Origin of the sequence: Photobacterium minamisatsumaniensis (assembly GCF_050336695.1) — a bacterium.
Classification (GTDB): Bacteria; Pseudomonadota; Gammaproteobacteria; order Enterobacterales; family Vibrionaceae; genus Photobacterium; species Photobacterium minamisatsumaniensis.
Map to the genome: position 1 here is coordinate 91,462 of NZ_JAKJSI010000010.1, position 13,256 is coordinate 104,717.

Below are 13,256 nucleotides of genomic sequence, written 5' to 3' on the forward strand. Positions count from 1 at the left end.
CTACAGCGGAGTAATAAATATGTTAACAGGCAAATTCACTAAAGCGCAATTAGCTCACCTTCCTACACCACTTGAACTAATGCCAAATATGACCAAGAAGTTTAATGGTCCAAATATTTATATTAAGCGAGACGATGCAACTGGTTTAGCATTCGGTGGTAATAAAGTGCGTCAGCTTGAATATTATGTCGGTCGTGCTTTGGATTTGAATGCAGATGCTCTATTAACTACGGGCGCCGTTCAATCAAACCATGTTCGCCAGACAGTAGCAGCTGCTCGTAAAATGGGTTGGCACGTTGAGGTACAGCTTGAACACCGCGTTGATACTCACGCGAAAGAGTATCAAGAAAGCGGCAATCCTTACCTAAACAAGCTAATGAGCGCAAAGGTTCACTCATACGATGTAGGTGAAGACGAAACAGGCGCTGACCAGGCGATGTACGACCGCGCTGCGGAGCTCAAAGAGGAAGGTTACAACCCGTTTGTCATTCCACTAGGCGCAACAGATAAAACACCGTGGGGCTCTCTGGGTTACGTTGAATGTGTAGAAGAAATGTATCTACAATCTCAAGCTACGGGGACGCCAATTGATGCAATTATCTTAGGTACGGGCTCTGCAAACACTCACGCGGGTGTAATGGCTGGTTTGATTGCTCTAGACCTTGATATCCCTGTATATGGGTTTTGTGTACGCCGTGACCAAGAAGCTCAAACAGAACGAGTGGAAATTAAAACGCGCAAAGTGTTGAAGATGCTTGATATCGATGAAAGCAAACTAAAGCCGGGTATGGTTAAGTGTGCTGACTGGGTATTAGCTCCAGGTTACGGCGTACCGAGTACGAAAGTTGTTGAAGCGATTCACATGACAGCATTTGAAGAGGGCATCTTGCTTGATCCTACCTATACGGGCAAAGCAATGTGTGGCCTTATCGGAATGATTGAAAATGGTGAATTTAAAGACACTGACAACGTTGTATTCATTCATACAGGCGGTACACCGTCACTATTTGGCTACCCAGAACTAGTCGAAGGTAAGTAGTTAAGAACACAACCGGATAAGGGAGTCATTGATTGACTCCCCCCTTTGATTAAAGGATTTAGTTATGTCTGAACATGCACCACAACCTAAGCTAGAGTTCTATATAGGTAAGATAGGCGGCATAGTCCCTCTATTTCTAATGATAAGTTTAATGCTGTTGCTTACTGCGCATGGCATGGGTGGCCCTAAAGGGGCTTGGGCTCCTGGCTTCCTAGCAATTCTCGTTGGTCTTTTGCTGGTTAAAAACAAAGGCCAATACTGCAAATCTATTCTTGATGGTATCGCAAACAAAACAGGGGTCGTTGTAATCACGGCCTGGATGTTTGCAGCAGTCCTCGGCGGCTTAATGCGAGCTGGTGGCTTGGTCGATGGGATCTTATGGTTTGGTTTATCAACCGGGATACAAGGCAGTGCCTTTTTAATAATAGTCTTCTTCTCCAATGCAATATTTGCTGCGGGTACAGGCTCATCGAACGGCGCTAACCTAGCACTTTCCCCAATCTTATTCCCTGCTGCTGTCATGCTTGGCGCAGATCCAATCTGGGCGGCGCTAGCGTTACTTTCTGGTGCGGTATTTGGTGATAACGTTGCTCCAATCTCTGACGTGACCATTGTTGGCTGTGCGACTCAAGATGCCGATCTTGGCCAAACAGTAAAAGAGCGTTTCCCTTTGGCCGTAGTGGCCGGGACAATTGCCCTGACTGTTTTGTTTTTCTTCGGTGGTAGTGGTGAAGCCGCTCAAGTAGCAAGTCATGTTGATCTTGATGCACTAGAGCCAAGCAACCTAGTTATGTTGCTAGCGGTAGTAGCCGTTGTTGTTACAGCTCTAAAAGGTCGCCATCTAATCGAAGCGCTTAGCTACGGAATTCTAACGGCCATAGTTGTAGGTGTTGGCCTTGGTAAGTTTGGCATTTCTGACCTGTTCCAGATTCCGGGAACGCGTGGAGATAGCACAGGTCTTATTGAGTCGGCTATCAGTGGTGTTACTGGCGCGGTTATGTTCGTGTTGATTCTTCTTGGCATCATCAGAATATTCATGGATTCAGGTCTTATGGATAGCATCTTGAGAGCCATCAAGAACAACTTAGGCGATAGCAGAGTCAAGAGCGAGATGATCATTTTTTTCTCTGCTGCTGCATCATCGTTACTAGTGAGCGCGAACGCACCATCTCAATTATTGGTTGGTCCTACTATCGTTCGTCCAATAGGTGAAGAGCAAAACATCACGCCAGAACGTCGAAGTAATTTGATGTCAGCTGCAACGTGTTCAATCTTCTACATGATGCCTTGGTGTCTAGCCGTTATGGTTTGGTACTCAGCAATCGAAGCCTCAGCGATTAACTCAAATATTCAGGTACCATCAGCGGCAATCAGCTTCATTGCGCCGTATCCATGGGCTCTGTTCCTAGTATTTATGTTCTCTATTGTTACTGGTTGGAGGCAGGGTGCGAAGGCTTCCGCTAAAGCACCAGGCAAACCAGTCGCTTCTTAATTCAAAAATTATTAAGGTATATAAACATGATGAACGCAATTAATACGACTTCAGCACCAGCCGCTATCGGTCCTTACGTTCAAGGTGTGGATTTAGGAAGCATCGTTATTACATCAGGCCAGTTACCTATCAACCCTGAATCAAAAGTGATTCCTGAAGGCGTAGCAGAGCAAACAACGCAGTCTTTGAACAATGCTCTCGCTATCGTGAAAGAATCAGGCTTGGAAGCTAAGAACATCGTTAAAACAATGGTGTTTGTGAAAGACCTAAATGATTTCGCGCTAGTGAATGCAGCTTATGAAGCGTTCTTTACAGATAATGAAGCGCCTTTCCCAGCACGTTCTTGTGTTGAAGTAGCGCGTTTGCCTTTGGATGTAAAAGTTGAAATTGAAGTAATGGCTTTAAGATAAGACCAGTAACATAGTAATAGTCTGCACCTCTTGATAAGGTGCAGAATTCTAATCCCCTCTATGGCCATTTTTGCCCATCCCCCGATATTGGGTTCTGTCGCAAACTGGGATGGTAGGTTATGATCAGTGCCAACATTCATCACTTCCAACACCATGACAATTCAATTCACAGGCCGACATTTTCCTTCTGAGATTATCCTTCAAACTGTTCGTTATTATGTTTCTTATAAGCTCAGCTACCGTGAAATCGAAGAGCTCATGGCTGAGCGGGGTATCCATGTTGACCACTCAACGATTAACCGATAGGTCATCAAGTTCGCTCCACAACGAGAACACCGAGCTCGCTGAAGAAAGAAGCCTGTCACCGCCTCGTGGCGGATGGATGAGACCTACATTAACGTCAAAGGCCAGTGGAAGTATTATTACCGGGCCGTAGATAAATACGGCAATATTATTGATTTTCTACTGCGAGATACACGAGATGAAAAGGCCGCGAGAGCCTTTTTCCACAAGGCCATTGGCTTACATGGATTACCCAAAAAGGTGGCGATTGATGGCAGCCATTCCAACGCGTTAGCCCTGCATCATATTAATGTAGCGCTTTGGCTGAACGGCTAGATACTCAATTTAATTGAAGTCCTTCAGGTAAAATACCTGAACAATCTTGTCGAGCAGAGCCACCGGAAAGTGAAAGGCAAAATGAACCAGGCACTGGGCTGGAAATCAGACGAAGGGGCAAAGGCCACCTTAGCCGGTGTAGAGCTTTGGTCGATGATTAAAAATGGGCAGCTCGACAATCCTGATAGTTTATCTGTTTGGGATGAATTCTATGCGTTAGCAGCCTAATTGTGTCTGTAAATCAGTACGCTTGTACATTTGAATAACTTTGCGACAGAACCCATTATTGCAACCAAGCCGTCTAGAAAATGTGGTTCATTTTATAGGGGCTTGGCTGGTTTCATTATCGGGGATGGTCGAAGTGTTAGCGTAAAGCTTGAGCTTTTTCCGCTAGGCGCATTGCCGCTTTTCGGTGACGAGTTAATAACTGGTTGATATCAACACCAATAACTTGGCCATCATGAACTCGCCACTGGCCATTGATCATGACTCTATCTGCTTGCTGTGCACCACATAACAGCAGAGCCGCAAGCGGATCATGCGAGCCAGAGAAGCGGATTTCATCTAATTTAAACATTGCGATATCAGCTTGCTTACCGACGGCCAGCGTCCCAATATCGTCCCGTCCCATGGCTTTGGCTGACCCAGCCGTTGCCCAACGCAGCGCATCAAAATGACTCACATTAGCCGAACCATAGCGCAAGCGTTGCAAATACATCGCCATCCTCACTTCGGCAATCATGTTCGAACCATCGTTGGAGGCTGAGCCATCGACGCCCAGTCCGACGCTCACGCCTGCAGCTTCTAGCTCATTGTTACGGCAAATTCCAGAAGCCAGCATCATGTTGGATGTCGGGCAGTGGCTGATCCCAATATTCGCCTTGCCTAAGCGTTGGATTTCTTCATCATTAAAATGAATACCGTGGGCGAGCCAAGTCCTGTTATTGAGCCAACCAACCTCTTCAAGGTAGTCGACAGGGCGGTAGCCAAATCGCTCGAGGCAGAAGTCTTCCTCGTCAATGGTTTCACACAAGTGGGTGTGCATCATGACGTTTTCTTGTTTGGCGATGTAGGCGGTTTCTTTCATTAGCTCGGTGGTGACAGAAAACGGCGAACAAGGCGCGAGGGCAATTTGTGTCATCGCGCCTGCATCACGCTGGTGGTAGCTGCGAATCAATCGTAAGCTATCATCGACTATGGCGTCTTCGGTTTGAATGGTATGGCGAGGGGGAAGTCCACCATCATCTTCGCCTAAACTCATCGAACCTCGGGTAAAGATCGCTCTTATCCCTAACTTTTGAGCGGCTTCGACTTGCAGGTCTATTGCATGCTCCAATCCTGTGGGGATCAGATAGTGATGATCAGATGCGGTGGTACAGCCCGACATCATCATTTCAACTAATGCCAACTCAGTGGCGACACTCATCATGTCTTCATCAAGGCCAGCCCATACGGGATAGAGGCTCTGTAGCCAGTTGAATAACTCTTTATTTAGCGCGTCAGGGTAGGCGCGAGTCAGGGTTTGATAGAAGTGATGGTGAGCATTGATCAAACCTGGAGTGATAACGTGTTGGCTTGCATCAATGACTGCATCAATTGGGTGATGAGGGTTCTGCCCGTTGGCCACAAGCTCTATAACGGTATTCCCCCGTACTACCACACCGCCATTGGCGTCATAATGTGTACCGGTATAAATTGCTAATGGGTTCTTAAGCCATAGGGTTTGCATTCATAATAGTCCTTAGCCATCTCAGCCTTTTCAGGGAAGAGGGTCTTTTTTAAGGTGGCATCATGCCTTTGGTGAATAAACGAGATAGCCTTGGTCAATTAGGCTATCTAGCGAAATGAGTGAAATTTAGCGTTCTTGCTGTACTTGTAATGGTGCTTCTTTGCTAGCTTGTGGCTCATCAGCTAACTCATCCGACTCGTCGTGCATCATTTGTTCTTGTGCTCTGGCCTCTTCGACTTCTTTGGCTGTCGATTTTGGTAGAATTTGGTGCAGCAAAGCAGTCACAATAGTACCTGTGGTGATCCCTGAGTGCAGGAAGTTGGCAATATCATGCGGTAAGTGTTGGATAAGGCGAGGCTCGAATGTTACCGCAAGACCCGAGGCAAGACCGACGCAAATAACCAAGGCATTACGTTTGGTATCGGCGGCTTTCACTAGCATACGGATACCAGCATAAGCAATCATACCGAACATAACAAAACCGACCCCACCCAACACAGGTTTAGGGATAGTGACAGCCAGTGCCGCGAGTTTCGGAAATAGACCGCCTAAAATTAATAGACCACCTGTTACAGCGACCACGAAGCGGCTAGCAACCCCTGTGATCCCGACGATGCCGACATTTTGGCTAAAAGACGCTAATGGCATGGCGGTTAGACAGGCTGCTAAGGTGCTACCAATACCATCACCTAATAGCCCACGTTTTAAATCTTCACCCGAGACTTTGGTTTGGCAGTTATTACCCAGTGCCATAAAGTCACCTGTAGCCTCGGCAACAATAACGATATACACCAAGCTCATACTGATGATGGCACCGGCAGAAAATGTAAATCCGTATTTGAATGGCTCTGGGCCGCTAAACCATTGGGCTTTACTGATCTGTTCGAGATCAACCATGCCAAGAGACAGCGCAACCAAGTAGCCGCCGGCAAGGCCGATAACTATCGCAGAGGCTGCGACTGCACCTTTACAGTAAACCGATACCGCAATCACGATACCGAGTGAAATGAGGGCTAAGAAGAGCTTGGGCAGGGTGGCAAATTCTTCGCTGACAGCTGGCGCATCACCGACCCAGTTCATTGCTACGGGTAAGATAGTTAAACCGATTAAGGTTACGACGACACCACTGACAACCGTCGGGAATAACTTACGGATCTTATCCATAAAAAAGCTAGCAGCGATAACGAAAAATGAGCCGACGAGGGCGCCCCCCATGATGCTGCTCATTCCTCCGTCCTTCCCCACGGAAATACAGACCCCGAGAAAAGCGAAGCTTGATCCCATCACAATGGGCAGCCTGATCCCGACTGGGCCAATCCCGACGCACTGAGCAATGGTGACAATACCGGAAGCCAGTAGGGCAGCATTGATAAGTGAGACAATTTCTTCTGTTGGTAAGCCGATAGACGTACCGACAATCAGTGGTACGGCAACAATACCGCCAATGGAGGCAAGCATGTGTTGTAACGCCAGTAAAAAAGTTAGGCCGTGCGGCGGTTTTTCGTTAAGGGTATAGAGAAGTTTCATTGGTTGTCCTCTACCGTTTTATTTAACGGAATTAAACTTCTACAAACTGCGTAGGGTGAGTGTGTGTAACTATGGTGGATCAGCTACCGCCAGTCGACATTGACTGGCGGTGAGCGAATTAACCGATATAAACTAACTTGGCGACAAAAATAGCCGTCAGCACATACATGCTGATTGAGACATCTTTGGTTTTACCAGTAGCCAGTTTTAGAACGGTATAAGTAATAAAACCGAGCGCGATACCGTTGGCGATAGAAAATGTCAGTGGCATCATTAAAGCAGTAATGGCGGCGGGTGCTGAATCAGTAAAGTCTTTCCAGTTAACGTGTTGCATGCTACCCATCATTACAAACGCGACATAAATTAGCGCGCCTGATGTAGCATAGGCAGGGATCATGCCAGCAAGTGGCGAAAGGAAAATAGCAGCGACAAAAAGCAGGGAAATCACCACGGCTGACAGGCCTGTACGGCCTCCAGCAGCAACACCAGAAGCACTCTCGACATAACTGGTCACTGGCGGACAGCCAACGCAAGCCCCAGCTACGCTGGCGATACTATCGGCTTTCAGCGCTTTACTGAGTCCTTTGATTTTCCCAGTATCTTTATTGATAAGGTTGGCGCGCTCGGCGACTCCCATCAACGTGCCTGCAGTATCGAACATGTTGACGAATAAAAAGGCCAGTATCACGCTCACCATTGATAGGTTGAGTGCACCAGCGATGTCCATTGCGAACAATGTTGGTGCGATACTTGGCGGTGCAGAGAATACGCCATTGTATTCAACCAGCCCAAGCATCAGGCCAATCAATGTGACACTAATAATGCCAATCAATACCGCGCCAAACACTTTACGTTCGCTCAGGACAGCTATGATCAGAAAACAGATAGCGGCTAATAAGGCATGTGGTTGAGTAAAGTCACCGAGTGATACTAGCGTGGCTGGGTTTTCAACCACAATCCCCGCGGTTTTAAGCCCTATAAGCCCTAGGAACAAACCAACCCCTGCTGTCATGGCATAACGAAGGCTCTCGGGAATACTTTCGATGATCCATTCCCTGACCTTATAAAAACTCATACCAACAAATAACAAACCAGAAATAAATACTGCCCCTAGTGCCACTTCCCAGTTGTAGCCCATTTCGCCAACAACGGTGAAAGCAAAGAAGGCGTTTAGCCCCATACCAGGCGCAAGGCCTACCGGCCAGTTAGCAAATAAGCCCATAAGCAAGGTGCCAAGGGCTGCACCAATACAGGTTGCGACAAACACGGCACCGGGATCCATCCCCGAAGATGCCATGATATTTGGGTTTACAAAAATAATGTAAGCCATGGTTGCAAAGGTTGTAACACCACCAATGACTTCATTCTTGATGCTTGTTCCGTGTGCTTTGAGCTGAAACAAACGTTCTAAAAGGGATGGTGATCCCATATCTTTATTGAGCACTTCCGCTTTCATGTCACTCATGAAAAAGTTCCTCTTACCGTCCTGGTTGAATTCACTTATTGTCGTTATCGTTTATTTTTGTGTTTGAATTCATTGGTTTGTTGCACAGCGAATGAGGTTGTAATTATTTTTGTATAGGTTATTCGCTGCTTTATCATTCTGTTATGACATTGCCTATTATGGTTTTGTCATTGGTGGTTATTTAGCTTCCGCGATAGGTTGAAAAGCTAAACGGAGAGACAAGTAAAGGGACGTGGTAGTGTTCATTGGTGTCAGCAATGCTGAAACGTATCACTACATCATCAAGAAACGGGTGCTTAGGCAGTGCGACACCTTGTTGTTTGAAATAATCAGCAGTATGGAAAATAAGTTGATATTTCCCTGTTTTAAAATCGTTGCCAGACAGCATTGGTGCGTCTGTGCGGCCATCTGCATTGGTATAAACCGAGTTAAGCAACTCAGTACTGTTGCCATCAAGGCGATATAGTTCGACCGGTATCTCAGCGCCAGGCAGACCATTGGCCGTATCTAATACATGCGTTGTTAATTGTCCCATATTCATTTGCGCGGTTGCGCTCTCCTTATTAAGCACTAAGCAAGTTGACGAATGCCACTTCGTACACAAATTGTTTTTCTACACTACTAACTATGTACACAATCCTATCATTATGTAAAGCAAGTTGTTGCAATTATGTTGCGCTGAGTTCCGGTTTCCTCACCGTGGCTTTATGGATATCGACGCTTAACTACTGTTAAAACAGGCTTTAAGTGGGTGGGCCAGTTGGCATTTAAAAAATAAACAAAAAATTTACATTTTAGATTTGGATTGTATACAATTTATGGTACAACTTAATTAAAAGAGCGTCTCGACAGGTAAAACACACATGTGAGCGCAGTCTAAATTATTTGAGCAGCGTATTGATCAAGGAGTCTTCAATGAGTAACGATTATCCACGAAACCTCATTGGCTATGGAAAAGTGCCACCGCATCCTCAATGGCCGGGCAATGCTAGAGTTGCCGTTTCATTTGTCTTAAATTATGAAGAAGGTGGCGAGCGTTGCGTATTGCATGGGGACGATGAGTCAGAAGCTTTCTTATCAGAAATGCCAGGTGCGCAGTCTTTAGCAGGTGTTCGCCATATGAGCATGGAATCTATTTATGAATACGGCAGCCGAGCTGGGGTGTGGCGCTTACTGCGTTTGTTTGAGCAATATGATATCCCACTGACTATTTTTGCTGTGGCGATGGCACTAGAGCGCCACCCTGATGTTGCAAAAGCCATGGTGGAAGCAAAGCATGAAATTTGTAGCCACGGTTATCGTTGGATTGACTATCAATATATGGATAAATCGGAAGAACGTGACCACATGGTGAAGGCTATTGAAATTATCACCAAGATCACGGGAGAGCGTCCATTAGGTTGGTATACCGGCCGTACTGGGCCGAATACCCGTAAATTGGTGGCCGAAGAAGGTGGCTTCTTATACGACTCCGATGCGTATGACGACGATTTACCCTATTGGCATGAGGAAGGCGATAAACCACAGTTGGTGATCCCGTATACCCTCGATGTGAACGACATGCGCTTTGCGACCGCTCAAGGTTTTAATTCTGGTGAGCAGTTTTTTCAGTACCTCAAAGATACGTTCGATACCTTATATGAAGAAGGTGAAACCGCGCCGAAGATGATGTCGGTAGGGCTACATTGCCGCTTGATTGGTAAGCCGGGTCGCATTGCGTCACTGAAGCGTTTTCTCGATTACGTGAAACAACACGATAATGTATGGCTATGCCGCCGTATTGATATTGCCAAACACTGGCATGAACACCACCCGCATCAAAGCATGAAGGAATATTAAGATGGCTGAATTTCAAACCTGTCGCCCTACTACCTTGTCACGTGACGCGTTTGTCAGCCAATTTGCTGACATATACGAGCACAGCCCTTGGGTGGCAGAAGCTGCCTTCGATGATGGGCTTGTCCCGGGTGATAATAAGATTGAATCTTTGCATAAAAAAATGGCTGCCATACTGGTTGCGGCTAGTAAAGAAAAGCAGTTAGCCCTAATCAATGCTCACCCTGATTTAGCAGGAAGAGCGGCGGTTAACGGCGAGCTAACCGCTGCGTCAACGTCAGAACAAGCAGGCGCAGGCATAGACCAATGCTCTGCTGATGAGTTTACGCAATTTACGGATTTTAATAATAGCTACAAAGAGCGTTTCAATTTCCCTTTCATCATGGCAGTGAAAGGGGCCAATCGTTATCAAATTCTTGATTCCTTCGAGGTGCGATTAGGCAATGATAGTGAAACTGAGTTTGCAACCGCGATAGAAGAGATCAATAAGATCGCTTTGTTCCGCCTCCGGGATATGTAAGTCACAAGGAGAGACGACTATTACCGGCAATACGTTGAGAAACGTTACTCATCTGCGAGTGCTTGAAATTATGTATGACCAAGGAGAAGGATAAAATGAGCCTACCAGCCCGTCAGCTCACCATTGAACCGCTAACTCGAGAGGCGTTTGCGCCATTTGGTGATGTGATTGATAAAGACGTGAGTGAATACTTCATGATTAACAACGGCTCGACCCGTCGTTACCACAGAATGGCAGATGTTGATGTCACTGAAGGTGGTGGAGAACCAATCATTAGTATTTTCCAGGCGACACCGCTGGAATACCCGTTACCTGTCAAGATGATGGAGCGTCACCCGCTAGGCTCACAGGCTTTTATTCCGCTGCTTGGCAATCCGTACCTGATCCTTGTTGCCCCTAAAGGTGACACGCCAGACCCTAGTCAATTACGGGCTTTCTTCAGTAATGGTAGGCAAGGTGTCAATTACCACAAGGGGGTGTGGCATCATCCTGTACTGACTTTAACGGATAAAGATCAGTTCCTCATTGTTGATAGGGCAGGCCCTGGCAACAATTGTGATGAGGTGTTTTTCAGTGATGATGTGCAGCTAGAGTTAGCCATAGATGCGCTAACGCAGCAGGGGGATCAGCGTCTCGTATCAGCTGCATCTTGATAAGCCAGGGAGCAATCAAGGTGCCATAAAAAGGAGTTAATTATGGATCCACATATGACGGAATGGTTGAATTTAGCGATTCGCTGGGTTCACATGGTTGTGGGGATAGCATGGATTGGCGCATCATTTTACTTTGTTTGGTTGGAAAACAACCTTAACAGGGTCAATCCAAAAACTGGCCTATCTGGCGATTTATGGGCTATTCATGGTGGCGGTATTTATCACCTTGAAAAGTACAAGCTTGCGCCGCCAGAAATGCCTGAACATTTACACTGGTTCAAATGGGAAGCTTACTTCACATGGATATCAGGCGTGTGTTTATTGGGTGTCGTTTACTACCTTAATGCTGAGATTTACTTGATAGCCCCAGGCTCAGGTATTGATCCAACAACCGCGATTGCTTTAGGCATCGGTTCGTTAGTAGCAGGGTGGTTTGTGTATGATCTGCTGTGTAATTCGCCATTAGGCAAGACACCGTTACTGCTAGGGATCATTCTGTTCTTGGCTTTAGTGGGAACGGCTTATGGTCTAACGCAAGTCTTTAGTGGCCGAGGCGCATACATACATGTTGGTGCCATTATTGGTACTATCATGGTGGGTAACGTCTTTCGGGTTATCATGCCAGCACAGCGCAATTTGGTGAAGGCTATCGAAGAGAAGCGCGAACCTGATCCAGCATTGCCTGCAAAAGGTTTACTACGCTCTCGTCATAATAACTACCTGACGCTACCAGTACTGTTCATAATGATCAGTAACCACTTTCCAAGTACGTATGGCTCACAATACAACTGGCTAATTTTGGCTGGGCTAGCAGTGTTCAGTATCTTGATCCGCCATTACTTTAATACCCGTCATGGTAGCCAAAAGTTTGCTTGGGCATTACCTGTCGCAGCATTTGGCATGATCACACTTGCTTTTGTAACGTCACCTAACATGAACCGTCCTTCGGCGCCAGCCACGGTGGCAGTGCCGACAGAAGCAAATGCACCGGCGGCGAATCATTCTACTGAAGGCGTTGCGGGTGATATTGCAGCGACAAGTAGCAGTAATGGTATTGCGTTTGCGTCAGTCAATACGGTTATCCAAGAACGTTGTAGTGTATGTCACTCAGCTACGCCAACTCATGCTGCATTCCAGACTGCTCCTGGCGGGGTGATTTTAGACACTGCTGATGAAATTAAGGTGAATGTACCGAGGATCATGGCGCAGTCAGTACAGACTAAAGTGATGCCACTGGGCAACCTGACGCAAATGACCGATGCAGAGCGTCAGCTTATCGGTGATTGGGTTGAGCAAGGGGCTATTATTCAGTAAAAGATGTTCTATCCGTTGTAACAATCTCTATTGCATCAAATCTGTGCACCCCCAGCCACGAAAGTGGCTGGGGTTTTCTTTTTACAGTTTTTCAGCATCAACAGCTTTGATGGTGACCCAGTTGGTATTGGCTGTATAGATATAGCCTGAGACATTCTCTAACCAACGTTTCTGGACACTTTTATCAAGGTTCAAATACAGTTTTCCATCGACCAATTTCCATGCATTCGGATCCGTTTCAAACTTCTTGCCCATTGCCACACCAAAAGCACAATAACCACCATATTGGGGGACATATTTTTCAGGGGCCTTTTTGAATGCATCACGATTATCGGTACTGCTAAATTGGTAAATCGCGTTTTGATAGGTGGCGGTTAGTGACGGATCTCCCTTAACTGCTTTGCTGTCGGTGAAGTAGGCGACAGGATCGTAACCTTTAATCGCGATGTCGTTACTATCGGTACTTATACCCACATCTGCACTAAAGGTTATCGTCGAAATGCTTAACAGCGCGATAGCGACTGTAAGGCGAATGAATTGAATGAACATACTCATAGTGGATCTCCGTTTTCGAGTTACCGGTTGGCATTGACTATAATTTAGACGTGAATATTGAACGTTTGAGATATTATCATCCGCTTTTTTATACCAAT

At 46.3% G+C, this 13,256-nt stretch carries 11 protein-coding genes and 3 pseudogenes; 9 read left to right on the top strand and 5 right to left on the bottom strand.

The annotated features are described in order from the left end of the window. The first annotated feature begins 19 nt into the window (after window positions 1-19). The 4 genes and pseudogenes from L4D78_RS00820 (at window position 20) to L4D78_RS00835 (ending at window position 3,787) form a co-directional block, all read left to right on the top strand. On the top strand, window positions 20-1,039 hold the full coding sequence (locus L4D78_RS00820) for a D-cysteine desulfhydrase family protein (RefSeq protein WP_428465187.1): 1,020 nt from the start codon (window positions 20-22) through the stop codon (window positions 1,037-1,039). Window positions 1,040-1,103: 64 nt separating this feature from the next. Beyond that, on the top strand, window positions 1,104-2,531 hold the full coding sequence (locus L4D78_RS00825; protein WP_428465188.1) for a Na+/H+ antiporter NhaC family protein: 1,428 nt from the start codon (window positions 1,104-1,106) through the stop codon (window positions 2,529-2,531). Window positions 2,532-2,557: 26 nt separating this feature from the next. After that, window positions 2,558-2,941 (top strand): Rid family detoxifying hydrolase, encoded by a 384-nt coding sequence (locus tag L4D78_RS00830; RefSeq protein ID WP_428465189.1) that lies wholly within the window; start codon window positions 2,558-2,560, stop codon window positions 2,939-2,941. Window positions 2,942-3,094: 153 nt separating this feature from the next. Beyond that, window positions 3,095-3,787: pseudogene (locus L4D78_RS00835) on the top strand (IS6 family transposase). Between the two features lie 136 nt (window positions 3,788-3,923). Here L4D78_RS00835 and L4D78_RS00840 read toward each other — a convergent pair. The 4 genes from L4D78_RS00840 to uraH all read right to left on the bottom strand — a co-directional run bounded on the left by L4D78_RS00840 (window position 3,924) and on the right by uraH (window position 8,815). Then, window positions 3,924-5,288, bottom strand: a complete 1,365-nt coding sequence (locus tag L4D78_RS00840) for an 8-oxoguanine deaminase (protein ID WP_428465190.1) — start codon at window positions 5,286-5,288, stop codon at window positions 3,924-3,926. Between the two features lie 126 nt (window positions 5,289-5,414). Next, a complete protein-coding gene (locus L4D78_RS00845; protein ID WP_428455722.1) occupies window positions 5,415-6,815 on the bottom strand; it encodes a nucleobase:cation symporter-2 family protein in 1,401 nt (466 codons plus the stop codon). A 118-nt stretch (window positions 6,816-6,933) separates the two neighbouring features. Then, window positions 6,934-8,280, bottom strand: a complete 1,347-nt coding sequence (locus L4D78_RS00850; protein ID WP_428465191.1) for an NCS2 family permease — start codon at window positions 8,278-8,280, stop codon at window positions 6,934-6,936. 181 nt (window positions 8,281-8,461) lie between these two features. Beyond that, the gene (gene uraH, locus L4D78_RS00855; protein WP_428465192.1) at window positions 8,462-8,815 is read right to left on the bottom strand and encodes a hydroxyisourate hydrolase; all 354 of its coding nucleotides are present in this window, start codon (window positions 8,813-8,815) and stop codon (window positions 8,462-8,464) included. Window positions 8,816-9,195: 380 nt separating this feature from the next. Here uraH and puuE point away from each other — a divergent pair, with 380 nt between their 5' ends. From puuE to L4D78_RS00880, 5 genes and pseudogenes are all read left to right on the top strand, one after another. After that, the gene (gene puuE / locus L4D78_RS00860) at window positions 9,196-10,119 is read left to right on the top strand and encodes an allantoinase PuuE (RefSeq protein WP_428465193.1); all 924 of its coding nucleotides are present in this window, start codon (window positions 9,196-9,198) and stop codon (window positions 10,117-10,119) included. 1 nt (window position 10,120) lies between these two features. Beyond that, complete coding sequence (gene uraD / locus L4D78_RS00865) at window positions 10,121-10,636, top strand: 2-oxo-4-hydroxy-4-carboxy-5-ureidoimidazoline decarboxylase (protein WP_428465194.1); 516 nt, start codon at window positions 10,121-10,123, stop codon at window positions 10,634-10,636. A 95-nt stretch (window positions 10,637-10,731) separates the two neighbouring features. Beyond that, complete coding sequence (locus tag L4D78_RS00870; protein WP_428465195.1) at window positions 10,732-11,289, top strand: ureidoglycolate lyase; 558 nt, start codon at window positions 10,732-10,734, stop codon at window positions 11,287-11,289. 42 nt (window positions 11,290-11,331) lie between these two features. Next, window positions 11,332-12,219, top strand: a pseudogene (locus tag L4D78_RS00875) (urate hydroxylase PuuD); the annotation flags it as partial. 138 nt (window positions 12,220-12,357) lie between these two features. After that, window positions 12,358-12,603: pseudogene (locus tag L4D78_RS00880) on the top strand (urate hydroxylase PuuD); the annotation flags it as partial. Between the two features lie 81 nt (window positions 12,604-12,684). Here the strand turns inward: L4D78_RS00880 and L4D78_RS00885 are convergent. Then, complete coding sequence (locus tag L4D78_RS00885) at window positions 12,685-13,158, bottom strand: YHS domain-containing (seleno)protein (RefSeq protein WP_428465196.1); 474 nt, start codon at window positions 13,156-13,158, stop codon at window positions 12,685-12,687. Window positions 13,159-13,256 lie beyond the last annotated feature (98 nt).

Bases quoted from the DNA above. Each gene is read 5' to 3' on its own strand.
- L4D78_RS00850 (WP_428465191.1), bottom strand. From the start codon at position 8,280: ATGAGTGACATGAAAGCGGAAGTGCTCAATAAAGATATGGGATCACCA.
- L4D78_RS00825 (WP_428465188.1), top strand. From the start codon at position 1,104: ATGTCTGAACATGCACCACAACCTAAGCTAGAGTTCTATATAGGTAAG.
- L4D78_RS00870 (WP_428465195.1), top strand. From the start codon at position 10,732: ATGAGCCTACCAGCCCGTCAGCTCACCATTGAACCGCTAACTCGAGAG.
- L4D78_RS00820 (WP_428465187.1), top strand. From the start codon at position 20: ATGTTAACAGGCAAATTCACTAAAGCGCAATTAGCTCACCTTCCTACA.
- uraH (WP_428465192.1), bottom strand. From the start codon at position 8,815: ATGGGACAATTAACAACGCATGTATTAGATACGGCCAATGGTCTGCCT.
- L4D78_RS00840 (WP_428465190.1), bottom strand. From the start codon at position 5,288: ATGCAAACCCTATGGCTTAAGAACCCATTAGCAATTTATACCGGTACA.
- L4D78_RS00830 (WP_428465189.1), top strand. From the start codon at position 2,558: ATGATGAACGCAATTAATACGACTTCAGCACCAGCCGCTATCGGTCCT.
- L4D78_RS00845 (WP_428455722.1), bottom strand. From the start codon at position 6,815: ATGAAACTTCTCTATACCCTTAACGAAAAACCGCCGCACGGCCTAACT.
- puuE (WP_428465193.1), top strand. From the start codon at position 9,196: ATGAGTAACGATTATCCACGAAACCTCATTGGCTATGGAAAAGTGCCA.
- uraD (WP_428465194.1), top strand. From the start codon at position 10,121: ATGGCTGAATTTCAAACCTGTCGCCCTACTACCTTGTCACGTGACGCG.
- L4D78_RS00885 (WP_428465196.1), bottom strand. From the start codon at position 13,158: ATGAGTATGTTCATTCAATTCATTCGCCTTACAGTCGCTATCGCGCTG.